At 70.2% G+C, this 22,722-nt stretch carries 25 protein-coding genes; 19 read left to right on the top strand and 6 right to left on the bottom strand.

All coding sequences use genetic code 11. From position 1 onward, the window contains the following. Positions 1 to 3: 3 nt before the first annotated feature. Both AB0I60_RS05065 and AB0I60_RS05070 read right to left on the bottom strand, forming a co-directional pair. Positions 4 to 330, bottom strand: coding sequence for a hypothetical protein (locus AB0I60_RS05065; protein ID WP_360725925.1), 327 nt, complete (start codon positions 328 to 330; stop codon positions 4 to 6). Beyond that, positions 327 to 611 (bottom strand): zinc finger protein, encoded by a 285-nt coding sequence (locus AB0I60_RS05070; RefSeq protein WP_360725926.1) that lies wholly within the window; start codon positions 609 to 611, stop codon positions 327 to 329. The genes AB0I60_RS05065 and AB0I60_RS05070 overlap by 4 nt, the downstream gene beginning before the upstream one ends. 298 nt (positions 612 to 909) lie before the next feature. Here AB0I60_RS05070 and AB0I60_RS05075 point away from each other — a divergent pair, with 298 nt between their 5' ends. Together AB0I60_RS05075 and AB0I60_RS05080 are read left to right on the top strand one after the other, a co-directional pair. Next, entirely contained in the window at positions 910 to 1,794 is an 885-nt protein-coding gene (locus tag AB0I60_RS05075) for a helix-turn-helix transcriptional regulator (protein WP_360725927.1), read from the top strand. Beyond that, on the top strand, positions 1,791 to 1,997 hold the full coding sequence (locus tag AB0I60_RS05080; RefSeq protein WP_360725928.1) for a DUF397 domain-containing protein: 207 nt from the start codon (positions 1,791 to 1,793) through the stop codon (positions 1,995 to 1,997). The genes AB0I60_RS05075 and AB0I60_RS05080 overlap by 4 nt, the downstream gene beginning before the upstream one ends. Before the next feature lie 17 nt (positions 1,998 to 2,014). On the opposite strand, the gene AB0I60_RS05085 is transcribed toward AB0I60_RS05080, so the two are convergent. Beyond that, positions 2,015 to 3,310, bottom strand: a complete 1,296-nt coding sequence (locus AB0I60_RS05085) for an FAD-binding protein (protein WP_360725929.1) — start codon at positions 3,308 to 3,310, stop codon at positions 2,015 to 2,017. 9 nt (positions 3,311 to 3,319) lie between these two features. Continuing rightward, positions 3,320 to 5,596 carry a tetratricopeptide repeat protein gene (locus AB0I60_RS05090; RefSeq protein ID WP_360725930.1) on the bottom strand — a complete coding sequence of 759 codons (2,277 nt, stop codon included), beginning with the start codon at positions 5,594 to 5,596 and terminating at the stop codon, positions 3,320 to 3,322. 249 nt (positions 5,597 to 5,845) lie between these two features. Between AB0I60_RS05090 and AB0I60_RS05095 the strand changes: the two genes are divergently transcribed. Together AB0I60_RS05095 and AB0I60_RS05100 are read left to right on the top strand one after the other, a co-directional pair. Next, entirely contained in the window at positions 5,846 to 6,502 is a 657-nt protein-coding gene (locus AB0I60_RS05095) for an A24 family peptidase (protein ID WP_360725931.1), read from the top strand. Positions 6,503 to 6,676: 174 nt separating this feature from the next. Beyond that, a complete protein-coding gene (locus AB0I60_RS05100) occupies positions 6,677 to 7,117 on the top strand; it encodes a hypothetical protein (RefSeq protein ID WP_360725932.1) in 441 nt (146 codons plus the stop codon). 232 nt (positions 7,118 to 7,349) lie between these two features. Here AB0I60_RS05100 and AB0I60_RS05105 read toward each other — a convergent pair whose 3' ends face one another. After that, complete coding sequence (locus AB0I60_RS05105; protein ID WP_360725933.1) at positions 7,350 to 7,739, bottom strand: hypothetical protein; 390 nt, start codon at positions 7,737 to 7,739, stop codon at positions 7,350 to 7,352. A gap of 79 nt (positions 7,740 to 7,818) precedes the next feature. Between AB0I60_RS05105 and AB0I60_RS05110 the strand changes: the two genes are divergently transcribed. The 10 genes from AB0I60_RS05110 to AB0I60_RS05155 all read left to right on the top strand — a co-directional run bounded on the left by AB0I60_RS05110 (position 7,819) and on the right by AB0I60_RS05155 (position 14,703). Continuing rightward, positions 7,819 to 7,953, top strand: coding sequence for a hypothetical protein (locus AB0I60_RS05110; protein ID WP_360725934.1), 135 nt, complete (start codon positions 7,819 to 7,821; stop codon positions 7,951 to 7,953). Positions 7,954 to 8,076: 123 nt separating this feature from the next. Next, complete coding sequence (locus AB0I60_RS05115) at positions 8,077 to 8,784, top strand: hypothetical protein (RefSeq protein ID WP_360725935.1); 708 nt, start codon at positions 8,077 to 8,079, stop codon at positions 8,782 to 8,784. Further along, positions 8,784 to 9,686: a chromosome partitioning protein gene (locus tag AB0I60_RS05120; RefSeq protein WP_360725936.1), complete on the top strand. Its 903-nt coding sequence runs from the start codon at positions 8,784 to 8,786 to the stop codon at positions 9,684 to 9,686. The genes AB0I60_RS05115 and AB0I60_RS05120 overlap by 1 nt, the downstream gene beginning before the upstream one ends. A gap of 95 nt (positions 9,687 to 9,781) precedes the next feature. Continuing rightward, positions 9,782 to 11,155: an ATPase, T2SS/T4P/T4SS family gene (locus AB0I60_RS05125; protein ID WP_360725937.1), complete on the top strand. Its 1,374-nt coding sequence runs from the start codon at positions 9,782 to 9,784 to the stop codon at positions 11,153 to 11,155. Further along, on the top strand, positions 11,143 to 12,069 hold the full coding sequence (locus AB0I60_RS05130; protein WP_360725938.1) for a type II secretion system F family protein: 927 nt from the start codon (positions 11,143 to 11,145) through the stop codon (positions 12,067 to 12,069). The genes AB0I60_RS05125 and AB0I60_RS05130 overlap by 13 nt, the downstream gene beginning before the upstream one ends. 5 nt (positions 12,070 to 12,074) lie before the next feature. Beyond that, the gene (locus tag AB0I60_RS05135) at positions 12,075 to 12,968 is read left to right on the top strand and encodes a type II secretion system F family protein (protein ID WP_360725939.1); all 894 of its coding nucleotides are present in this window, start codon (positions 12,075 to 12,077) and stop codon (positions 12,966 to 12,968) included. After that, a complete protein-coding gene (locus tag AB0I60_RS05140) occupies positions 12,958 to 13,209 on the top strand; it encodes a hypothetical protein (RefSeq protein WP_360725940.1) in 252 nt (83 codons plus the stop codon). The genes AB0I60_RS05135 and AB0I60_RS05140 overlap by 11 nt, the downstream gene beginning before the upstream one ends. 5 nt (positions 13,210 to 13,214) lie before the next feature. Beyond that, positions 13,215 to 13,664, top strand: coding sequence for a TadE/TadG family type IV pilus assembly protein (locus AB0I60_RS05145; RefSeq protein WP_360726813.1), 450 nt, complete (start codon positions 13,215 to 13,217; stop codon positions 13,662 to 13,664). Positions 13,665 to 13,783: 119 nt separating this feature from the next. Then, complete coding sequence (locus AB0I60_RS05150; RefSeq protein ID WP_360725941.1) at positions 13,784 to 14,191, top strand: TadE/TadG family type IV pilus assembly protein; 408 nt, start codon at positions 13,784 to 13,786, stop codon at positions 14,189 to 14,191. A gap of 86 nt (positions 14,192 to 14,277) precedes the next feature. Next, positions 14,278 to 14,703: a hypothetical protein gene (locus AB0I60_RS05155; protein WP_360725942.1), complete on the top strand. Its 426-nt coding sequence runs from the start codon at positions 14,278 to 14,280 to the stop codon at positions 14,701 to 14,703. A 97-nt stretch (positions 14,704 to 14,800) separates the two neighbouring features. On the opposite strand, the gene AB0I60_RS05160 is transcribed toward AB0I60_RS05155, so the two are convergent. After that, positions 14,801 to 15,847, bottom strand: a complete 1,047-nt coding sequence (locus AB0I60_RS05160; protein ID WP_360725943.1) for a hypothetical protein — start codon at positions 15,845 to 15,847, stop codon at positions 14,801 to 14,803. A gap of 254 nt (positions 15,848 to 16,101) precedes the next feature. Here AB0I60_RS05160 and AB0I60_RS05165 point away from each other — a divergent pair, with 254 nt between their 5' ends. The 5 genes from AB0I60_RS05165 (at position 16,102) to AB0I60_RS05185 (ending at position 22,718) form a co-directional block, all read left to right on the top strand. Beyond that, on the top strand, positions 16,102 to 16,524 hold the full coding sequence (locus AB0I60_RS05165; RefSeq protein WP_360725944.1) for a hypothetical protein: 423 nt from the start codon (positions 16,102 to 16,104) through the stop codon (positions 16,522 to 16,524). Between the two features lie 161 nt (positions 16,525 to 16,685). Continuing rightward, positions 16,686 to 19,745 (top strand): transcriptional regulator, encoded by a 3,060-nt coding sequence (locus AB0I60_RS05170; protein WP_360725945.1) that lies wholly within the window; start codon positions 16,686 to 16,688, stop codon positions 19,743 to 19,745. A gap of 1,301 nt (positions 19,746 to 21,046) precedes the next feature. Further along, positions 21,047 to 21,205 carry a hypothetical protein gene (locus tag AB0I60_RS05175; RefSeq protein ID WP_360725946.1) on the top strand — a complete coding sequence of 53 codons (159 nt, stop codon included), beginning with the start codon at positions 21,047 to 21,049 and terminating at the stop codon, positions 21,203 to 21,205. 32 nt (positions 21,206 to 21,237) lie between these two features. Beyond that, positions 21,238 to 21,498 (top strand): hypothetical protein, encoded by a 261-nt coding sequence (locus AB0I60_RS05180; protein WP_360725947.1) that lies wholly within the window; start codon positions 21,238 to 21,240, stop codon positions 21,496 to 21,498. Next, on the top strand, positions 21,495 to 22,718 hold the full coding sequence (locus AB0I60_RS05185) for an AAA family ATPase (protein ID WP_360725948.1): 1,224 nt from the start codon (positions 21,495 to 21,497) through the stop codon (positions 22,716 to 22,718). The genes AB0I60_RS05180 and AB0I60_RS05185 overlap by 4 nt, the downstream gene beginning before the upstream one ends. The last annotated feature ends 4 nt before the right edge of the window (positions 22,719 to 22,722 follow it).

A 22,722-nucleotide genomic window follows, 5' to 3' on the forward strand; every position in this document is an offset into this window, starting at 1 on the left:
TGTTCAGTGATTTCGAAGCCGGTGGCGTGGACGGCGGTCGATCGTGTCGCCCTGGGCGAGCTGGAACTCGAGCAGCACACGACACGGAACCGGTGTTCGGCGCCACCAGCGGCCGACGCGGCACTGGCGGCAGTGGCCGTTCGCGTCGGGTGTGTGTTGTGCGAGAAGGGCCCGCAAGCCCGCGACCAGTCCAGGAAGCCGGTCTCGTGCGACTCCTGCGGCGGTGTGGTCGTCGCCGTCAAGCACGATGTCGCATGTCGTTTCGAGGTCGGACCAGAGTTGATCCTGGATTGCCGCGAACACCACGTGGTTGTTCTGTACCACGATCATGATCGACCTCGACGAGAACCGTGTTGCCCCGCGGTGGTCGGTACGGTGTCCGCCGCCTTGCGAGGCCAAAGGAAGACGGGGATGCCCTCCTGTTCCCGCCACGTCCGATCGCAGTCGCTACAGGTGGGCCAGCAGCCGTCAGGGCAACGTGGCGGAGGGTCGTGGGGCACCTTTATGGCCACTCCGCACAACGTCTGGCCCTCGTCGTTGGCTGCCATGGAGTCCGGGATCGCGTGACGACGGCCCTGGAAGGGCAGCCAACGGAACGGTCGGATGCCCATCAGGCACGACCTGGAAGGGAAGTCGAGTCGAGGTTCGCCGTCGCTGTTGGTCGGCTGCGGCCGAGTGCAGAGGTGACAGCGAAGAGGTCAGTAGCCATGGTGATCGTCACTTCGGGTCTCCTCGTTACGCTTGGTCCTTCGGTAGTCACGTGGCGCAGCACCAGGGTTGGTCGCAACTTGCGCATACCGCAAGTGCGAAACCCGCAACTTGCTGATTGTTCACCCGGTTGGGCTACCTGCTGCGGTGAGTGGCGGCCGTAGGCTGCTGTTCGAGGAATTCGGTGAGGGAAGGGTCGGCGTGGCCACGGAGAACATCCCGCCCAACGTGCGCAAGCGGCTGGCGGCCAGGCTCAAGGAACTGCGCGGCGACCGCCGCCAGGAGGACGTCGTCCGTGCGCTCCAGGCGGTTCCTGGCAGTGGCAAATGGTCAGTCACCAAGCTCAGCCGCATGGAGAACGATCAAGCGCGGGTGCAACCCGATGTGGTCGAAGACCTCCTGGCCATCTACAAGCATGACGACCCTGAGGAACTGACGAGGCTGAAGCTGTGGGCGCGAGCAGCCCGGGACAAGGGCTATTGGCAGAAGGGGCGACGAGGTCTGCCGGACAACATGGCGGACTTCGGCGAGTACGAGGAACGGGCGACCGTACAGCGGGTCTGGGAGCCGATGCTCGTGCCCGGCCTCTGCCAGTCGGAGGGCTACGCCCGCGCGGTGATCGCCGGAGTCGAGCCGAGCATCGAGAACGATGAGTTGGAACGGCGCGTGGCCACTCGGATGGCCCGGCAGGCGGTTCTCACACGTGAAGATCCGCAAGAGCTCTGGGTGCTGCTGGACGAGCGCGTACTCCGGGCGCGGATCGGCACGACCGACGTGCGTGTCGAACAGCTTCGGCGCCTGGTCGAGCTGGCTTCCTGGAGCAACGTGTCACTGCGAGTGGTGGGACCTGACGCCGGTGCGCACCCCGGTCTGTCCGGCTGGTTCACGATCTTCGAGTTCTCCGACGACACGGCAGACGTCGGGTACACCGACGGCCCTGGAGGGAGCCTGTATCTCGAGGACTCCGAGGACGTGCGGCGCTGTACGCTGACGTTCGGGCACCTGCTCGGTATCGCCCTCAACCCGGCCGACTCGATCGCGTTGATCGACAAGGTGATCGAAGAGTTGGAGCGTGAGCCTCGATGATCGAAGACGCGGTTCTGTGGCGCAAGAGCAGTCGAAGCGGTGGTAGCAACGGCGGCGGTGGGTCGAACTGCGTCGAGGTCGCGTTCTTCGACGGCTCGGTTGGATTGCGGGATTCGAAGCACCCTTACGTCGACATCGTGTTCGGCACCGACGCTTTCGGCACGTTCGTCGCCGTGGTGAAGCGCGACGGATTCGAGCAGTAACTCGACCTGCACAGGCTTCAGTCTGCGATGTCGTCGACGTAGACGGTCCCTCCGACGGCGACGACCCGCTGCTTGAGCCGCAGGTTGTGAGCCAGCATTCTCGCCAGGGCGTTCGTGTCGCCTGACGGCGCGGTCTTGAGCAGAGCGAACAGGAACGCGGTCGACGTGTCGGGGAGTCGGAACTGTGGTGTGGTGATCCGAGCCCGAAGTATGGGGTAGAGCAGGACGTGGCCGGTGTCGCCGATATCCTGGGCCGTCAGTTCGGTGAGTGTCTCGGACACGATGTGCTCGGCGGCGTGGTCGGGCAGGAACAGGTTGATCCACGGATGGGGCTGTTGCCAGGGTCCTGCTGCGCGCAGCCGGCTCACGTCCTCGGCCAGACGGTTCTGGAAGCCGTGGTAGGTGAAGTCGGTGATCTCCAAGGCGTCGCGTCGGTCGCTCAGTCCGCCCAGCAGGCGTTCCTCGGAGGGCGCGGTGGGCGGGGTGAAGTAGCTGACGCCGTCGATGAGGGGCACCCATGTTCCGTCGATCGCCTTGATCTGGCCTTCCAGGTGGTGGAATCGCCCCTCGGTCATGAGGGCGCGGTGGTCGGTGAGGAAGGTGCCGATGTCGTCGTAGCGCAGGCGGTGGAGGCGGGCGTGGGTGTACGCGGCGACCAGCCGAAGGGCGGCGCGCACGATGACGCCGCGGCGGCCCCGTCCGGCGCGCAACGCGTCGAACAGCTCCGGCTGGTGCGTCGGTGAGCAGGTGACATGTGTGCCGTCGGGCGTGACGACGTCGAGTTCAGTGATGTTGTCGGTCTGCAAGCCGTGGTGGTGAGTGGCGCCGCTGATGCCGCCTACGGACAGAGTGCCGCCGACCGATAGGTCGAGGTAGTCGGTCAGAACCGGTGGAGCCGCCCCTGCCGGCAACGTCGCCTCCAGCACATCGCTCCACCGGGCACCCGCGTCGACGATGATCTCGTGGCGGGTGACGTGGTGGACCGTGGTGAGCCCGCGCATGTCCAGCACGAGCCCGCCGGGCGCTTGGGCCTGCCCCCCGGTCGAGTGCCCTTCGGCCCGCGGCACCACCAGAATTCCGTGCTCGTGCGCGAACCGGAGCACTGCAGCGACATCCCGGACCGAGTGGGGACGCGCGACGCCGAGTGGTCGAGGGTGGTCCGTACCGCGGCCGAAGTCGTCCACCGCCCACCTCAGCGCCGATTCAGCGGTCGTGACGATGCCGTCAAGGACGGGGAACGGCAGGAATCCAGCTACGTGGTGCTCGGACAATCGGTGATTGACGAGGTCGAAGTACCAGGTGTGATGGGTCACGGCACCCTTTCAGGGCTGAGGTTCCGGGCGTGGTGCCGGAACCGGTCCGTTGTGCAGCGCGGCCAGGCGGGCACGGATTCCCCTTGCTCGAGCGTCACCGAGATCCTCGAACATCTGAACCGCCTCTTTCCACGCGCGACGGGCGTCGTCGTCTTCACCGAGTTCGTGCTGAACGTCGCCCAGCTTGCGCAGCAGAGCGGCCCGGCCCCACAGATCGACCACCGACTCGCTGGCGGCCAACGCTTCTTCAAGGTAGGCAACGGTGCTGCGCAGGTTTCCCATGTTGCGGTGGACTTCCCCGATTCGGTCCAGGGCACAGCTCTCGGCTTGGCGGTCGCCCAGCTCGCGCAGTACGGTGACGGACTTGTCGAAGCCGTCGAGCGCAACGTCGTACTTGCCGAGGGCACGATAGGCGTCCGACAGGTACGAGTTGACGACGGCCCACGACCACCGCTCCCCGATCTCTCCGGCCAGGTCCAATGCCCAGCGGTAGTGCTCGACCGCTTCGTCGTGCTCCTCGTGCGCTTGGAGGACACGCCCGATGCCGACATGCGACCACAGCCGGCCCTGAGGGTTCTTCAGGCGCTGGCAGATCTCCAGAGCCTCAGTGACGCACTGCATTGCCTCCTCGAACCTGCGCTGGTCGATGTAGCCGTTGGCGAGGTTGCTCAGCAGGAATGCCTGCGCGGTGACGTTTCCCTGTCGCCGCGCCTGGTTCAGGCTCGCCTTGAGCGGCACCAGCCAGGTACTCCAGGGGTTGCGCCAGTACAGGTAGTCGGTCAGCACGAGCGGTAGGCCGACGGCGACTGTGTTCAGTTCCAGGGCTGTCGCCTGCCAGGTGGCAGCAGCCAAGTTCGTCAGCTCGGTCTCGCACCACATCACGGCGTCACCGGGAGTGGCGAAGTGCGGTGGGGCGTGTCCAGTGTCTACGGACTTGAGCTGGGCGAACGGACGGTCGGGTGACATGGCGTGGCTCGCCGCGGTCGCCGCTTGTAGGTACCACTCCAGCAGGTGCCGGCGAGCGGCGGCGATCTCCTCGACCGACTCCGTGGCCTCGACCTGCTCGGTCGCGTAGTCGCGCAGCAGGTCGTGGAACCGGAAGCGGTGAGGGCCGACTTCTTGCAGCAGGTGTCCGCGAGCGAGCATGTTGAGCAAACGTGCGGTCTTGGACGGTTGGCCGGGGGAGAGCACCGTCGGACAAGCGACGCCGAACTCCCGGCCGGGATGGAGGCTCAGCAATCGGAATAGGCGGGCGGCGTCGGCGTCGAGCGCTCGAAACGACCAGGAGAACACCGCGCGGACCGCCGCGTCGACGTCGTCGTCGGACGAGAGCACGTCCAAGCGCTGGTCGACATCCGACAGCTCCTCCGCGAGCCCGGTGAGGGTCAGGTGTCGGCTGGAGGCGATGCGCTCGGCGGCAATCCGAACCGCCAACGGCAAGCCACCGCAGAGTTCGACGATCTGTTCGGCGGCTTCTGGTTCCGCGTCGACGCGGGTGCCGCCGACGACGTCGCGCAGCAGCGCCAGTGCATCGGCCCGGTCGAACGGATCGATCGTTACGCAGAATGCGCCGTGCCTCACGGCCAAGGCCGCCAGCCGCTGCCTGCTGGTGACGAGCACCAGGCAGCCGGGAGCGGCGGGGATGAGAGGTCGAACCTGGTCAGCGTGGCTCGCGTTGTCCAGGACCAGCAGGGTGCGGGTGTCGGCGAGCCTGGTCCGTAGCAAGGCGGAGCGGCTCTCTGCGGTGGCGGGCATCGCGTCCGGTGGGACACCGAGCGCCTTGAGGACGTTCTCAAGCACGTCGGTGGCGTCGACCGGCTCTTCGTCCGGCGAGAAGCCGTGGAGGTCGGCGAAAAAGGCGCCGTCGGGGAAGAGGTGCTTCACCTCGTGTGCCCACCCCAGCGCCAGCGAGGTCTTCCCGACTCCGGCTTGGCCGTCCAAGGCCATGACCGTGGCCGAGGTGAGGTGACGGCGGTGATGAAGCTGGTCATCGAGTGCTCGCAGGACGGCGTTTCGGCCGATCAGCTCCGGTGACGGCGGAAGCTGGGCGGGGCGTGGGCTCCGTCCATGAGCTGCGCGCTTGGTGGTGACCTGCACCAGGGCGGTCAACGCGCCATCGGTGGCCAGCGCCGCATCACACGCTCGGGCGAACGCCTCCGTCGGAGGCTTCGTACCGTTCTCGACGTTGCTGATGTGGCTCGAGCTGAAGTGACTCAACTGGGCCAATGCGCGCAGCGTCATCGTGCCGCGAAGCCTGCGCAGTTCCTCGCCGAAGGCACCCGGCATGGCAGGTGTCTGCTCTGTATTCGCTATTCCGTTCATCCGAATACGCCTCCCCCCTTGTCCGCCCCCAGAGCGCCTGGTCACCGTGGATATCGGCAGCCGTGTCGTAGTCAGTGATCAATGCAGGACTTGAGGATATGCGTGCAGAGCATGGACCGACGGGTGAAGCGGTGCTACGACACCACTATCGAGTGAACGGCGAGCTGCTTGAGGTGCAGTCGGTCACTTTCCGTCACTGGGAGAAGGTGTGAGATGGCAGATCCGTTGGAGTGGTCGGCCTGGGGGATCGTTTGTGGTCCGATGGCCAGGGCTCAGCTGATGGCGGTGATTCGCCAAGACGATGTCGGATACCAGCCCTCGGGCGTACGGCAGATCGTTGCTTCCCGAGACAGCGTCACGACCGGGTTGGTCTTCGCGGCCGGGTTGGCAGTGCTCACCCACCGGCTCGCCGGGGCCTTGCCGATGGTTGCCTCGGCGTGGCTGGTGACGGTCGGAGGTCAGTTGATGTTGATCGACTGGGTGTTCCACCGGCTGCCCAACCATCTTGTGGTCGCGTTGTTCTTGGGCGGTATGGTGATCTTTTCCACCGCAGCGGTGCACGGTGGCAACGTGACGGCATTCGTGAGGGCTGTCCTAGCCGCGACGGTCGTGTTTGCTGCGGCATTGATGACCGCGCTCATCTTTCCTGGATCTCTTGGAGCGGGTGACGTCAAACTGCTGGGAGCGGTCGCGCTCTTCCTCGGCTGGGCCGGTTGGCTACAAGTGCTGCACGGGATCGCGCTCGCGCTACTTCTGGGGGCCGCAGCGGGCGCGGTTCTGTTGGCCACCAAGCGGATCTCTCGTGACGACCGCCTCGCTTTCGGCCCAGCGATTCTGGGCGGAGCCCTGCTGACCATCGTCACGCTCTGAGCGACACGGAGGCCGTCGATGTTCCTCGGAATTCAAACTAAGATCAATAGGACGAGTGCGCGCGGTTCGTTGTTGGCCGCCCTCGTCATCTTCTCTGTGACCGCTTGTGGACCGTCGAGCTCTAACCTGCAGACAAGTGCAGCAACTGGAGTGGGCGCTTCCTCCGGACCTTACGTGTCCACCTACACGCCTGATTCAGCGGACGAAGCCAAAAAGTCGGCGCTCGACGTCTATCGAGCGATGTGGCTTAGCTATGCCGAGGCCGCCATGACCTCCGATTGGCAGTCTCCGAAGCTGGGGCAGTTCGCTACCGGGACTGCGCTATCCTCGATGACTCGCGGCTTGTACGGCGACCACCACAAGGGCGTGGTTTCCCGAGGTCGGCCGGCCCTCAACCCTTCCGTCTCGTCCAGCAAACCTGCCGGAACTCCGACGAAGATCATCGTGACAGACTGCGGTGACTCGACGCACTGGACGAGGCACTACGCCGACAGCGGTCAACCGGCTGATGAAGAACCCGACGGCAAGCGGCGTATCAACGCCGTGGTGGAGAAGCAGACCGACGGTTCGTGGAAGGTCGTCGAGTTCGGTGTGCAAGAGGTGGGGTCGTGCTGAAGCGAGCGTTTGCAGTCGTGGCGGGGATGCTTCTCGGCAGTGCGGCCCCTGCCTTCGCAGGCCCGTGGGGGAACGTGGACTGCAGTCAGGCGCCAGTACCGGTGTGCGATCTTGAAGCAGGCAATAGCCAGAGGCCGCAGCAGGGTTGGGAGCCTGATCGTCCCTTCGGGACGGACCTGGCTGCAGGCGATGGTGATAACCCCTTCGCTGGATGCAACTACAAGCCGGTCGACTACCAAACGCCGGAGGGACAGCCAGAAGGGCCGGGTGGTTGGTTCATGGTGTTGTGCTCGCCTGATGGCAAGGACCCGTTGTCACACGGGCCGGTTTGGGTGAAGAAGGCGGGTGTCGCGGCGGTCTCGCCGGCCGAGTTGGCGAAGACCGCCCACAGCAGGTTGCGTTTGCCGGCGGCGGTGATCGCGGCCAGCCCTGCAGGCGACCAGTTGGTCAACCTGCCGACGTGGTTGTGGTTGCAGGGTGGGTGGAGCGAGGTCTCGGCGACGGCGTCGGTGCCGGGCGTCTCGGTGACTGCGGTCGCGGCTCCGACCTCGGTGACCTGGACGATGGGTGATGGCTCCACAATGGCCTGCAGGGGTGCGGGAACGCCATACACGGCGGGCACCGACCCGCAGACTTCCTCACCTGACTGCGGTCACGTCTACCGTCGATCGTCGGCGAGCCAGCCGGGGCAGGTATACCCGGTGACGGCGACTGTGCACTGGACGGTGACCTGGTCCGGTGCGGGCCAGGGCGGGACGTTCCCGGACATGACCACGACGGGCAGCGCAATGTTCCGCGTGGCGGAGTCCCAGGTGCTCAACAACGGCGGCGGCTGACCGCGCCATTGTCTCCTGGCGAGGCATCTCCGCATAGCTCGTAAAGCGATGACCACCTGTTCCGCTCGCTGGCAACCCACTGGCGACGCGGCGCACTACCCCCATGCCTTTGGAGGTACCGGCGTGAGTACCGACACCACGACCCGGCCCGGCACCGACCGAGCCACGAGCATGGCCAACGGCCCCTGGATCAGCGACGGCAAGCCTTCCGCCTCGCGGTTGCGCATGACAGGGCGCCGCCGCAGCGTGCCGTACCTGCTGCTCGGCGTACTTCTCGTCCTGTCCTGTGTGGGCGGCTTCGTGCTGATCTCGCTGAGCTCCGGCGATCGGCAGGCCGTGCTCGCGTTGGCCCGTAGCGTGCCGGTGGGGCATGAGCTGACCACGCGGGACCTGCGGCAGGTCAACGTCGCGGTCGACCCCGGTGTGGCGGTCGTGGACGCGGACCGGGCGGCCACGGTGGTCGGCCGGCCGATGGCCACCAGCGTGTCGGCCGGGGCGCTGCTCACCCCGGATGCCGTCGGCGGCGCCGCGCTCCCGGCGAACGGGCAGGCCATCGCCGCCCTCGCGCTCAAACCGGGTCAGGTTCCCGCGGAGGTCGGTCCGGGAGTGCGGGTGTCGGTGGTGGTCGTGTCCGGCCAGGCGGGAACCGCGACCGGTCCGCCGGCAACCGGCGGCACGGTCTGGCCGGCGGTGGTGACCAGCGTGACCACCCCGGCGACCGACCAGAACACCGTGGTCTCGGTGCAGTTGTCCGAGGCCGCCGCGCGCCAGGTCGCCGCGGTGCCGGCCGGTCAGTTGTCGATCGTGATGCTCTCCGCTGGAGGTCGCTGATGTTGATCTCGATCCTGTCCCTGAAAGGTTCACCGGGCGTCACCACGCTGGCCGTGGCCTTGGCCGCCCGCTGGCCCGCCCCGGCACGCCCTCTGGTGGTCGAGGCAGACCCTTCCGGTGGCGATCTCGGCCTGCGGGTCTCCCTGTCCTCGACTCCGGGCCTGGTGAGCCTGGCCGCCGCTGCACGCCGTGGCGGCGACGCCGACCTGGTATGGCGGCACACCCAGCACCTGCCCGGCGGCCTGCCGGTGGTCTCCGCCCCGCCCGATGCCGACCAGGCCCGTGCGGCGCTGGCGGCCCTGGCTCCGGACCCGACCGGTGGGCTCGGTGTGCTGCGCGCGGCGGCCGACCGGCCGGGCGTGGTGGTCATCGTCGACTGCGGGCGCGTGGACCCCGGCTCGCCCGCGCTGCCGATCGTGCGCGCCTGCGACGCGGTCGTGCTGCTGTCGCGGGCCCGCGCCGACGACCTCGCGCACCTGCCGCGCCGGCTGCCCACGATCGCCCGCTGGAGTCCGAACCCGGTTCTGCTGCTGGTGGGCGAGGGCTACTCGACCGCCGAGGTCGCCCGCGAACTCGGCGTGCCGCCGCTGGGGCGCGTGCCCGACGACCCGAACGGCGCGGCCGTGCTGTGCGGACGGCCGAACACGCTGCGCTGGGGTCGCAGCGGCCCCTCACATTCGGCGCTGGGCCGCTGCGCCCACCGCGTCGCCACCGAACTCGCCACCCGCGAGCACCCACCGGCCGGCCGGCCACAGCCCAGGCCCGCTGAGCCGATGCCGCAGGTTCCGATCCTGCGCGCGGTCCCGGGCGTGCCACCCGGCGCGGTCTCGTCCAACGACGTCCGCGTCGCACCGGGCCAGGCCACCGACCCTCGTGACCAGCAGGGAGGGCAGGCGTCGTGACGTACCCGACCGACCGGTACCCGGTGCCGCCGCGCCCCCACCAGCCGTCCAAAACCGCCCCGTCAGCTAGCGCCGCACCGGGACCCGACGCTGGTGTGCCGCCGCTGGGATGGACCATCGACGAGGACACGGCCGGCCTGTCGGCCGCCACCACGCGGCTGCGGCAGCACCTGCGGGACCGGTTGACCGACGAACTGCCGCAACAGGTCGCCGATCAGCAGAACCGCACCGGGACGACCGCCACCCGCGAGGCTCGCCGCGAGCTGGCGCGCGGCATCCTCGACGAGGCACTGCGCGTGCACACCGAGACCGAGCTGGCCGCGGGCCGGCGACTGCTGCCCCGCGAGGTCGAGCAGCGGGTCGTCGGTGAGGTCGTCAACGAGCTGTTCGGCATGGCCGGGCTGCAGCCGCTGCTGGACGACCCGACCGTGGAGACGATCAACGCCAACCGTCACGACCGGGTGTTCGTCCAGTACGACGACGGCCGCCGCGCCCCGGTCGCCCCGATCGCGGGCTCGAACGAGGAGCTGACCGACCTGGTGCGGCTGCTCGCGGCCCGTGCCGGCAGCCAGGAGCGGCGGTTCGACCACGGCTCCCCGGCGGTCAACCTCCAGCTCCCCGGCGGTGAACGGTTGTTCGCCGTCATGGGGCTGACCGCGGGCGGGGTGACCGCGCTGTCGATCCGCCGCCACGGCTACCTCACCGTCACCCTGCCCGAGCTCCGACGCCGAGGAACCCTCGACCCCGGCCTGGAGGCGTTCCTGCGGGCGCTGGTCAAGGCCCGAAAGAACATCCTGATCACCGGCGGCACCGGCGCGGGCAAGACCACCCTGCTGCGCGCGCTCGCCAGCGAGATGGACCCGCTGGAGCGCATCGTCACCATCGAGGACGCCTTCGAACTCGGCCTGGACCACGACCCCGGCATCCACGCCGACGTGACAGCCTTCCAGGCCCGCGAGGCCAACGTCGAAGGCGAGGGCGTGATCAGCCAGGCCGAACTCGTCCGGTGGGGCCTGCGGATGAGCCCGGACCGGGTGATCGTCGGTGAGATCCGCGGTCCGGAAGTCATCCCGATGTGCAACGCCATGAGCCAGGGGAACGACGGCTCGATGGCCACCCTGCACGCCTCGTCCTCGAGGATCGCGTTCACCCGCCTCGCCTCCTACGCCGCCCAAGGCGTCGAGCGGCTGCCGCTGGACGCCACGAACCTGCTGGTCGCCTCGGCCGTGCACTTCGTGGTGCACCTGGCCCGCGCCGAGGACCACCGCACCCGTGTCGTGTCCTCGGTCCGCGAGGTCGTCGGCGCCGACGGCCCACAGGTGATCTCCAACGAGGTCTACCGCCCCGGCCCCGACCGCCGCGCCCGCCCCGTGGCCGGAGCGCTGCGCAGCGACACCCTCGACGACTTGGTCGACGTCGGCTTCGACCCCGGGGTGCTGGATAACCCCGAGGGCTGGTGGACGCCGTGAACATCACCCTCAGCCCCACCACGGCCGCCGCGGCGCTGCTCGGTGTCGGCACCGGGCTCGGCCTGCTACTGGCGGTCCTCGGCTGGCGCGGAACCGGCCTCCAGCGTCGGCGACGCACCCGTACCCGCGCGGCGGGGACCGTCGACCAGCGCCGCGGTCTGCGGATCGCGCTGGCCGTGACCGCCGGGGTGGTGACCGGTCTGCTCACCGGCTGGGTCGTCGGCGCCGTCCTGGCCGGCCTCGCCGCATGGGCGCTCCCGCGAGTGCTGGGCCGCGACCCCGAGCACGCCCGCAGGGTCGTGCGGATCGAGGCCATCGCCGCCTGGACCGAGATGCTCCGCGACACTCTGTCGGCCGCCGCCGGGCTCGAGCAGGCCATCCTCGCCACAGCGCCACTGGCGCCCACGGCCATCCGCGGCGAGGTCGGCGAACTCGCCGCCGGGATCGAGAACGGCGACCGGCTCGCGCCCGCGCTGCGCCGTCTCGGCGGACGCCTGGACGATCCGGTCGGCGACCTGGTCATCGCCGCCCTGCTGCTGGCCGCAGAACAACAGACCCGTCGGCTCGTCGAGCTGCTCGGGTCGCTGGCCGACGCCGCCCGGGGGCAAGCCTCGATGCGGATGCGCGTCGAGGCCGGCCGCGCCCGCACCCGCACCTCGGTGCGCGTCATCGTCGGCACCACCGCGGCTTTCGCCGTCGCCGTGGTGCTGCTCAACCGCGATTACATGGGTGCCTACGACAGCGCCGCCGGTCAGATCGTGCTGCTGGGCGCCGGCGGACTGTTCGCCGTCGGGTTCGCGTGGCTCAACCGCATCGCGCGCGTCGCCCGGCCCGACCGGTTCCTGTCCACCGCCGTCCACCAGGACCCGGCGACCGGACCGGCACGGGGTCTCGTCACCGCGAGGCAGGAGTGACCGCCGTGATCACCTCCATCGCCCTGGGAATCGGGTCCGGGATCGGCCTGTGGGCCGTGGCGGTCTACCTGTTCCCGCCACGACCGGCCCTCGGCGCGGTCCTGGCCCGCGCCACCGCCCCACCCGCTCCGGCACCCATCCTGGTCACCGACGACACCGGCTGGGCCGCCCGGCTCGGCCGACCCGCCGTCGCCCCGCTGCGCGCATCGGGACTCCCCGGCCCACGGTTGGCCAAGGATCTGGCGGTCATCGGCCGCTCGACCTCGACCCACCTGGCGGAGAAAGCCACCCTCACCGTCGCCGGGCTGCTGCTGCCCGTCCTGCCGACCGTGGTCCTCGTCGTGGCCGGGCTCGGACCCGGCTTCGAGTTCCCGGTCATCGCCGGACTCGTCCTCGCGGCCGTGGGGTTCGTTCTGCCGGACCTGCAGGCCCGCTCCGACGCCGCGAAGCTGCGCACCGGGTTCCGCCACGCGCTTTCCGCCTACCTGGACCTGGTGTGGATCACCCTCGCCGGAGGAGCCGGGGTCGACAGCGCGCTGGGCGCCTCGGTCAACATCGGACGAGGGTGGGCGTTCGAGCAGATCCGCCGTGCCCTGGACACCGCCCGACTGACCCGAACGACGCCGTGGGCGACGCTGCGCCAACTCGGCGAAGAACTCGACGTGACCGAACTCGCCGAACTCGCCGCGTCGGTCAGCCTGGCCGGCACCGAGGGCGCCAAGATCCGCACCTCCCTGGCCGCCAAGGCCGGAGCGCTGCGCACTCACCAGATCACCGAAGCCGAGGGCGACGCCCAGGCCGCCACCGAACGCATGAGCCTGCCGGTGATGGCGCTGTTCCTCGGCTTCCTGACCTTCATCGCCTACCCCGCGCTCACGCAGGTCCTCAATGGACTATGACGATCCCGTGCGGACAACGACCGAACCTGAACGGCAAGGGAAGGACAACACGATGCGCACACACGTGGAGGCATTGTGGACAGTGCTGCAGACACGGTGGGAGGAGCTGCGCCGCCAGCCGGAGGCCGGGTACTCGACCGAGACAGTCCTGGTGACCGCGCTGCTGGTCGTGGCCGCGCTCTCGGTGATCGCGATTGTCATCGCAAAGGTCGCCGAGAAGGCCAACGGCATCAGCATGTGATCACCATGAGCCATACGCGCAGTGAGCGGTGCCCGGCGACCCGCGCCGGACGGCGCCGGGTCCGCCGAGCGCTGCGCGGTGACCGCGGCTCGGTCAGCGCGGAGCTGGTGATCGCCATGCCGCTGTTGTTGCTGATGCTGCTGGCCATTGTGCAGTTCGCGCTCTGGTCGCACGCCACCCACATCGCCCAAGCCGCCGCTTCGCAAGGGCTCGCGGCGGCACGGTCCCAGAACGGAACCGCCGCGGCCGGCGCAGCAGGCGCGCGGCACCTGCTCGACCAGCTCGCGAGCGGCCCGCTCACCGGTTCCACCGTCACCTCGGATCGCAACGCCGCCTCGGCCTCGGTACGGGTCAGCGGGACCGCGACCTCGGTCGTGCCGGTGCTGAGCTTGACCGTCCACGCCGAAGCCGTCGGGCCCGTCGAGCGCTTCGTCCCCGATCTGGACGGAAGGTGATCGCCATGGCCCGACAGACCATGCCCCCTATACCGCACACGCACCCAGCACGGTGCCGCGACCGCGTACGCCCCGGTCGGGGAGGGTGGGCGGCCTGGTGGCGTGCCGACGACGGCTCGGTGGCCGCCGAAACCGCCATCGCCGCGCCGTTCCTGGTCATGCTGCTGGTGTTCATCGGGGTTGTGATCCACCGAGGGGCGGACGCCCGGATCCGTATCGACGACGCCGCCCACCAGGCGGCGCGCGCCGCCAGCATCGAACGCACCCCCACGGCCGCGACGACTGCGGCCCGGTCGACCGCGGCCGGCGCGCTGTCCTCGGCGGGGGTGGCGTGCGCGTCGTTGTCGGTGAGCACGTCGACCGGCGGCCTGCGTCCCGGCGGCGCGGTCAGCGTGACCGTGTCCTGTGCCGTCGACTTCGGCGACGCGCTCATCCTCGGCGTGCCCGGCGGCACGACCCTCTCGGCCACCTCCGTCGAACCCGTGGACCTCTGGCGGTCGACACCGGACACCGGGAGCGAGACATGAGTTGGCGAGCCCGGCACTCGCGGCGCAGCCGGTGGTCGACCCGGTGGCGCACACGCCTGCGGTGGTGGCGTGCCGACGAGGGCCGGGTGACCGCGTTCGTCCTGGCCTTGACCGCCGCCATCCTTGCCTTGGCCGGCCTGACCCTCGACGGCGGCCTCGCGCTGGCGGCCAAAGTACGGGCAGGCGGCCAGGCCGAGGCCGCCGCCCGCGCCGGCGCCCAGGCCATCGACCTCGTCGCCTACCGCGCGACCGGCACCCTGCAGCTCGTGCCTGCCCAGGCGGTCGCCGACGCCCAGGCGCACCTGGCCGCCGAGGGCGCCTCCGGCACGGTCACCGTCTCCGGCGACACCGTCACGGTCACCGTGACCGCGTCGCACACCACTCAACTGCTCGGCCTGGTCGGCATCGGATCACTCCACGTACACGGGCAGGGCAGCGCGCACCCGCAACAAGGAGTGGCGGCGGAAGATCGCGGGTTCCCGAACCCCGAAGCAGGGATCGGCAGGAATTGACGTGAGAGACATCAGGGAAGCCACAGCAGATGGACAGAAGCCCCCGACCGGCGTGTGCTGTGGCCGGCATCGTCCGGCCACAGCGTCGCCATCCGGCTCAGTGGATCGGTTTCCCGGGGATGTCGTCGATGTGGAGCCGCCACCAGTTGTCGTCGACAAGCAGGTGCAGGTCGGGGCCTCTGCCGTGGACCCGGGCTGTGCCGGGCAGTGGCTGCCCGTCGGGTCGGACCAGCCGGTACTCGCCGGTCACGTGCAGTCGGTCGTCGCTCAGGACACCGACGACCAGCCTGTCGTGGTCAGGCCCGTAACCGCCGTACAGCGCGATGCGGGAACCCCCGACAGCAAGGGCCTTGGCCCCTTCGATGTCGTTGTGCCATCCGGTCACTGTGCCGTTGTGGATCCGTACGACGGGAAAATCGGTGTAATAGCAGGTCCACGCTGTGTCGCCGTCGACGTTGAGCGCGTAGCAATCGCTGATCCCACCCCACGTGCGGGCCGCCTGCGACGGGTATCGCCAGTCCTGGGCGAAAGCGGCGGAGAACCGGGTCAGCCCATACGACCCCAGGGGCTCACTGCCCTCGTCGCCCCAGCCGAAGTTGCCGAAGATCCCTTCGTCGAAGTAGCCCACCCAGATCTCGCCCCGGGCAGTGGCCTGGACGTGCTCGATGCCGTCGCCGAAGGTGTGTTCGGCCAGCACCGCTCCGTCGGAGTCGTAGACGATCGCGTTGCGGTCCGGGCCCTCCGGCCGCCACCGGCACCGGGCACCCACGACCAGAAGGTTGCCGTCGGGCAGCGGCTGCACCTCGGGATGTGCCAACGGCAGACCGGCAAGCCCAGCGGCGACGACCGTGTCCGGTGCGTGCACGGTCACTCGTGCCGTGACCGGCCGCGGCGCTCGGGCGTGGGGGAGGGTCGCCCATCCCTGCTGTGTCGTGACCGACCTCAACGCCGACAGGTCCTCAGCCGCCGACCACAACACCACAGCCTCGCCGGACGGGCCGACCGACACGGATACCTGCACATCGTTCTGCTGTGGCGCGACAAGTCGCGCGTGATGACGGACCCGGACCGCAGGCAGCGCCATCACCACCGCACGCCGCGCCGCGTCCCTCTGCTCACGCTGCCGAGCCCGATCGTCATCCACCGGCGCATTCGATCACGCCGCCGGCGGGACGACCCACTGGAATTCCGCGGTCGGCAGCGATGGCGCTGGTCCCCCCGAAGCCCGCCCGGTCCGCGAGGTCGCCCGAACCGCAACCCACCCTGCCCAGACGTCGCCGGTGACCACCCCCGTTCCGGCACGGCAGATCGTCAACGAACCCTCGGCAGTCCGAAGAACCGACCCGTGACCACACCCTCTTCCGTCATGGACACGGCAGCGCAGAAAGGGACAGCAGCATGGCAACCCCTGAACAGATCCGCCGTCGCGTCGAGGAGACCGACCTCGCCCGCAGTGCCCGCAGGGCCGCCGCCGCGCAGCAGGTCGGCGAACTCGCGGGGCACCGGGCCGCCATCCTCGCCCAGCTCGCCGAGGTCGAACGCGCGCTCGGCGAGGTGGTGGCCGACGCCCGGGACGTCATCGACGTCGACGAGTTGGCGACGTTCACCGACCTCAAGCCATCCGATCTCACCGGATGGCTCGCGGGGCACAAGCCCGGCCGCGGCAGGCGAAGGAAGGCCGCGACCACCGGCGCGCAAGGTGACGTACCCACCCCGTCCGGATCGAGATCAGCAGCACCCGAGCGGAGCCGCGACTCCGGCGAGGGATCGGCCGCTGGCGGAACGGACACGTCCGACCAGCCCATCGTCCGCGCGAGCTGACCCGTGCCCACCTTCATGCCACTTGCGAGCCACCCGAAGCCTTCCAGGAAAACGAGCACGTCATGGCCGCGTCACCGCAACCCTCCAGAAGCAGGCAGCACACATCGTCGCAAGGTGCTGCCGGACGGACACTCGGCGCGCTCGGCCGGCTGGTGCGCGGCGTGCCAGCGGCCACCGTGCTGGCCGCGCTGCTGGCCGGGCTGCCGTGGGCGTTGACGCACTTCGTCGGCTGGCCCCTGCCCGACCACCTGCCCTCCTGGGCCGAAGTCCAGGATGTCCTGCTCGGCCCGATGACCCCCACGTTCCTGCTGGACGTCCTCGCCTGCCTGACCTGGCTCGTGTGGGCCTTGTTCACCCTCGACGTCGCCCGGTGCGCGGCCGGGATCGCCCGCGGCACCCGGATGCCCGACCTGTCCGCGGCCGGACCGGTGCACCGCATCGCGGCCGTGCTCGTCGGCGCGGTCCTGATCTCCCTGCTCGGTCACCGCGCCGCACTGCCCGCCACAAGCCCCACAGCGGGCGGTCCCGCAGCCGAGATGGCGGCGGCTCCCGCCTGGAGCACACCCTCGGAACAGGGGGGATTCGCGGTGGCGCGACCGGCCGCCCACCGCGCGCCGGACCATCGGGGTGCGACCGTGGCGGTCGGGCAGCCCGGCCGCGCGAAATCCGCCGTGGTGCGTCCGTACGACCCCGACACCGGCGTGTACGACTCGCTGTGGCGGATGTCCGACCGCACCCTCGGCGACGGCGACCGCTGGCCGGAGATCTACGCGCTCAACAAGGGCAAACCCCAACCGGACGGCGGCACCTTCACCCGCCCCGGCCTGATCTTCCCCGGCGAGGAGATGGTCCTGCCCGACGACGCCACCGACGGCACTCCACCAGCCACCGCCCCGGTGCCATCGCCGACAACCCTGCCCCCTGCCCCCGAGCCACCGCCCGGCAGCACCACGACACCGCCTCCTCCCTCCACGACCCGACCACCCGCCACCACCGGAGCCCCACCGACCGCGCAGGCACCACCGGCGACCCCAGCGCCGCCGAGCACCGACGCGGCGGGCGAGCCGGGGATCGGCTGGGGCGAGGACCTGTTCGTCGGCCTCGGCCTGGCCGCGGCGGTCGGCACCGCCCTGGTCGCGGCCCGGCGGCGGAATCGACGCCGTTACCGGCCGGGCAGCGGCGACCGCAGCGACCTGCCCGTCGCTCCGGTGGTCTACCGGCTGAGGCTGGCGCACCTGCGCGCCGACCACGACACCACCAGCGCCGACGACGAGGTGGGGCTCGACTGGCCGACCGGACGCCCACCACGCGTACCGGCGCCGCCGCTCGTACTCGGCACCCATGCCGCCGACATCCTCGACGACCAGGCACCGGTCTTGCCGGTCGGTGTCCGCGACGGCCGCGAGATCGCCGTGGACCTGGCCTCCGCGCACGGCCTGGGCCTGCTCGGCGCGGGCGCGACCGCCGCGGTCCGTGCGCTGCTCGTGGCCATCCTGAGCACGGCCGTCAGCACCACCCGCAGGCGGGCCACGGTGATCGTGCCGGTCGAGGACCTCGCGATCCTGCTCGGCCGGCGCGTGGCGCAGGCACCGCTGCCGGCGGGCATGCGGGTCGTGGCCGACCTCGACGCCGCGCTGGACATGCTGGAATCCGAGACCCTGGTGCGCGTCGGACAACGTCCGCCCCCCGGCCATCCTTGGGGACCTGTCGTGTTGGCGGCCCGTGCACCCGGCCGCCAGGCCCGCAGGCTGCAGGCGGTCGTGGACAACGGCTCGACCGTCGGCGTGACCGGGCTGCTGCTGGGCCAGTGGAGCGCCGGGGTGACCGCCTACGTCCGCGACGACGGCACCGTCTCCGCCACCAGCCCCGGCCTCGGCGAGCCGCTGCGGGGCGCGCGTGTGTTCCGGCTGGGCGACGATCACCTCGCAGACCTGCTGGACCTCCTGCGTCACGCCGACCCCGGCGACGAGCCCGAGTGCACCGACACCGCCGGCGACGAACCGGATCCGGCTGTCGTGCCGCGTCCTCACGTCGTCGTGGCCGATTCCGCTGCCGTCACCGTCGAGCCCTCGGACACCGTGGTCGACCTCGGCGCGCGCACCGCCGATCGCGGACACGCGGTCACCGAGGACACACTCGCCGAGGCCACGACCCAGGCACCGGCCACCGCCGGAGACCTGGAACTGCTGGCAGTGAGCGGGGACCAAGACCGGCCCGGTGCCGGTGAGTACGAGATCCCCAGGCCGGACACCGAGCCCGGTTTCGGGCGGCATCCCGTCCGGCCTGTCCGACCCGACGTCGCCGACCCGGCGACCCGGAATGCCGGTGGAGGCCACCGGCACGACCGGCCGGCGGGGAGCCGGTTCCAAGGCCCCGCCGGGCCGCACGAGCGGTGGTCCGCGCCGTTGCGAGTCAGCGTGCTCGGGCCGGACAGGGTGTGGTGGCGTCCCCCTCCGGCGACACCCGGCGGCGAGGCCGCCGAACGTGAGATCACCTCGGCATTCCAGCCGCGGCTGCGCGAACTGCTGGTCTTCCTGGCGCTGCACCCCGACGGCGCCAGCCGGGAGACGCTCATCGCCGCCCTGTGGGCCACGAGCCCGCCGGAGCGGACCACCAACGCGATGAACACCGCGCTCTCGCGTCTGCGCCGCGCTCTGGCCGCCGCAACCGGCAACGCGTTGTCCGACCTCGTGGTGGTCGGTGACGGCCGCTACCGGCTGGACGCCGCCCTGGTGGAGGTCGACTACCACCACTTCGCCGCCGCCGTGACCGCCCGCCGCTCCGCTGTCACCGACGCCGACCGGGTCGAGGCGTACCGGCGGATCGTCGACAGCTACACCGGCCCCCTGGCCGACGGACTGAGCACCGACTGGATCGAGACCGCACGCGAGGCCATCCGCCGCGACGCCATCGACGCCGTCGCCGCCCTGGCCCGCGCCCTGGTCGAGGACGACCCACAACAGACGCTGGACCTGCTCGAGATCGCGCGCGCGTTCGACCCGCACAACGAACTGATCTACCGCGACATCATGCGCCTGCAGGAACGCCTCGGACAGCTCGACGCCATCCCACGCACCCTGACCCTGCTGACCGCACGGCTCGCCGAGATCGACGACCGGCCCACGCCCCAGGCCGTCGACCTGGCCGACCGGCTACGTCGCCGCCACGACGCCCCCGGCGAACCGAAACGGACGGACCGCGGAAACAGCCGGGCCGGATGAACCCCGCAGCCACCCCCGCGCGCCGCGTCGGGCCACCCGACTCCGCCACCGGCACCAGGCCGACATCCGGGGGAGTGGAACCGGCCGTCACCGGCCGGAGGGCCGAGGACCACGACATCCTCGGCAGTGGCCGCCTCCGCACCGTCGGGACGGCCGTGCTCGTGGGTCTGCGAGAGCAATCCCGGACGGTCACAAGTCCACTCACTCGAGGACTCTGCCGGCGTCGACGAAGTTTCATTCCAAGTATTTTGGAGGCGAGGGTTCTGATCAGGCGTATTTTCCGCTGTGCGCACGAGGATGCTATCGTGCGGTACGGCCTGTTTGTGCCCCCTGATTATCGCGGATGGAATACGAGTCGATTGTGGAAAGAGTCTTCGTCCGCTGCGGCGTATCATTCCGGAGTGCCGGGGCGATGGACACTCGCCGGCCTTCGAGAAGGTCCTCCGGTTCGGGCGGTCCACCGCAGATCCTGTCGTTCCGGTCCGTCGCCGCGTCCCCCGTGTGCACGGACCGGGTCCCGCCGCACGCCCGCTTGTCACGCACTGCGGCAGCCCTGTTTTCCGAGGCCGGCGTCGCGGGGAACACTCGTGCTCGGCGCGAGCACTTCGTCGAGCCTGTCCGCCTCCGGCTGCGGAGTCGCGCTTCACGCGCCGCGCCGAACGTCCGAACTCGCCGATCGCGTACCTGCTCGCCCCACCGTCGGCGAGGAGTCACTGTGGGTAGCCGATATGGAGATCGACACTGCGTACGGTCACTTCCGTCGGGGGTGCACACGGGGGATCACATGGGGGATCAGGTTGGGGATCCTGTTAGAACGCCACCCCCTCCGATCGGCGACGATGCCGGTCAGGTGGCCTACAGGGGAATCAGCTGGTATCCCAGACTCGCTTGGCCACAAGCCGGTGGACACATCGGGGCGGGCGTGGCCGGTCGTCGTCCCGCGCGTGCGTGCGGCCCCGCCTACTGTTCTGCGGTCCCGTCGCCATTCCGGCCGGCCCGACTCCTTCGTCGGCTGGTTCTTCCCTCCTGAGCTCCCCGTGTCCCGGCGTCCGGCTCGTCCGCCTCCGGCGGCCCGCCGACCTGCGCGAACATTTCCGGATTCCGGTCGAATTCAATAGGGCGGCACGGTTTCTCATTTCGGTGGTGTTTTCCGTAGCCGGCCGTAAAGAGTCTTGTAAATAAGCTGCCGGATCTATTGCGGACCGCGCGCCGCCGAGTCATAATTGAATTGCAGCTAGGGGGACGGAAATCAAACCGAATGCCACGGCCGGCGCGAGCCATGTCGAAAAAGGGAGCCGATCATGTGTTATGCCGACACCGCCGCGAATGACGACGGAACCGTCACCGCGTTCTGCTACTGCGGTTGGTCGACGGTCCGCGCCACGCCGGAAGCGGCGGACGACGCCGCCGTATGCCACCGGGCGGACATCGACGACGTCGAGTCGCTGCCCGCCGACTGACCCGCCGCCCGCACACCGGAAAGGAACGCCCGATGACCGCGCCCACCCCACACCCGGAAGCGTCCGACCTGCGCGCCCTGTTGCACGGTCGCGGCTTCGTCGCCAGTCCGAGCGGGCGCGTGCACCGCCACGCCGCGACCGGTGCCCGTGTCGTGATCGACCGTGCCGACCCGATCGACCTCACCGTCCACGCGTACTGCGGGGCATGGCGCGCACGACTGACCGGGGCGCCGTTCCCGGTGATCGCCGCGACCGTAGACGCCGCCCTCGTCCGGAAGGACCGCTCGCAATGACCGCCACGCCCACCCCGCCCGCCCCGGCACCGACCAGCCCGGCGGGCACGCCGAAACGTCTCGGCAGCGGTGAACTGCGCGCGATGGTCGCCAAGATCCTCGCCGACAACGCGGGCACCGGACTCACCCCGCGCACCATCGCGCACACCCTCAACCGGTCGTCCGGGGCGGTCGGCAACGCGTGCAAGGCGTTGGCGGACCGGGGGGAGGCCGAGGTCGCTTCCAGGTTCCCGCTGGCCTACCGGGCGACCGCGACCACGGCGTCCGCCGCCGCGCCCACGATCACCCCCGCCCCACCGCGCACGCCCCGCCCGAAGACCCCGAAACCCACGACCAGCGCACCGACCGCCGCGCGCGCGACCACGCCCGCCCCGTCGGGTGCGGGCGGGTCCGCCGCCGGGGCGGGCGTGGTCACCGGTCCGGTGAAACGCCCCAACGGGATGGACTACCACCCCCGGCTGCTGTCCGGGATTCCGGACGTGACCGCGTTGCGGCGGTTGCGTGACGCCGGGGTCGCCGCGCTGTTGTACGGACCGCCCGGCACGGGCAAGACGTCGGTGGTGGAGGCGGCGTTCCCGGACTGCATCACGGTCCAGGGCGACGGGGACACCGTGGTCGCAGACTTCGTGGGCGACTACACCAAAACCCCGGACGGCGAGTTCGTGTTCGTGCACGGTCCGCTGGTCCGCGCCATGCGGGACGGGGTGCCGTTGTTCGTCGACGACGCGACGCTGATCCCGCCGACCGTGCTCGCCGTGGTCTACCCCGCGATGGACGGACGCCGCCAGATCGTGATCAAGGCCAACGGCGGCGAGGTCGTGGACGCCGCGCCGGGGTTCTACGTGGTCGCCGGACACAACCCCGGCGTGCACGGGGCGGTGCTCACCGACGCCCTCTCCTCCCGGTTCTCCGTGCAGGTCCGGGTGTCGTCCGACTACGACCTCGCCGACCAGTTGGGCGTGGATCGCAAGGCGGTGCGCGTGGCACGCAACCTTGCCACCCGGCAGGAACGGGGCGAGGTCGGGTGGGCACCGCAACTGCGCGAGTTGTTGGCGTTCAAGAAGATCGCCTCCGTGCTGGGCACCGACGCCGCCGCCGGGAACCTCGTGGGCATCGCGCCGGAAGAGGACCGCGCGATCGTCGCCGCCGTGGTGCGCGACGCGTTCGGGCGCACCGTCGCTCCGCTCGCCCTCGGCGCGCGCATCACGCCGAAACCCTGACCTC

Source organism: Actinosynnema sp. NPDC050436, from assembly GCF_040655415.1.
Classification (GTDB): Bacteria; Actinomycetota; Actinomycetes; order Mycobacteriales; family Pseudonocardiaceae; genus Actinosynnema.

Bases quoted from the DNA above. Each gene is read 5' to 3' on its own strand.
- AB0I60_RS05140 (WP_360725940.1), top strand. From the start codon at position 12,958: ATGGACTATGACGATCCCGTGCGGACAACGACCGAACCTGAACGGCAA.
- AB0I60_RS05180 (WP_360725947.1), top strand. From the start codon at position 21,238: ATGACCGCGCCCACCCCACACCCGGAAGCGTCCGACCTGCGCGCCCTG.
- AB0I60_RS05145 (WP_360726813.1), top strand. From the start codon at position 13,215: ATGAGCCATACGCGCAGTGAGCGGTGCCCGGCGACCCGCGCCGGACGG.
- AB0I60_RS05065 (WP_360725925.1), bottom strand. From the start codon at position 330: ATGATCGTGGTACAGAACAACCACGTGGTGTTCGCGGCAATCCAGGAT.
- AB0I60_RS05070 (WP_360725926.1), bottom strand. From the start codon at position 611: ATGGGCATCCGACCGTTCCGTTGGCTGCCCTTCCAGGGCCGTCGTCAC.
- AB0I60_RS05175 (WP_360725946.1), top strand. From the start codon at position 21,047: ATGTGTTATGCCGACACCGCCGCGAATGACGACGGAACCGTCACCGCG.
- AB0I60_RS05090 (WP_360725930.1), bottom strand. From the start codon at position 5,596: ATGCCGGGTGCCTTCGGCGAGGAACTGCGCAGGCTTCGCGGCACGATG.
- AB0I60_RS05185 (WP_360725948.1), top strand. From the start codon at position 21,495: ATGACCGCCACGCCCACCCCGCCCGCCCCGGCACCGACCAGCCCGGCG.
- AB0I60_RS05165 (WP_360725944.1), top strand. From the start codon at position 16,102: ATGGCAACCCCTGAACAGATCCGCCGTCGCGTCGAGGAGACCGACCTC.
- AB0I60_RS05095 (WP_360725931.1), top strand. From the start codon at position 5,846: ATGGCAGATCCGTTGGAGTGGTCGGCCTGGGGGATCGTTTGTGGTCCG.
- AB0I60_RS05120 (WP_360725936.1), top strand. From the start codon at position 8,784: ATGTTGATCTCGATCCTGTCCCTGAAAGGTTCACCGGGCGTCACCACG.
- AB0I60_RS05080 (WP_360725928.1), top strand. From the start codon at position 1,791: ATGATCGAAGACGCGGTTCTGTGGCGCAAGAGCAGTCGAAGCGGTGGT.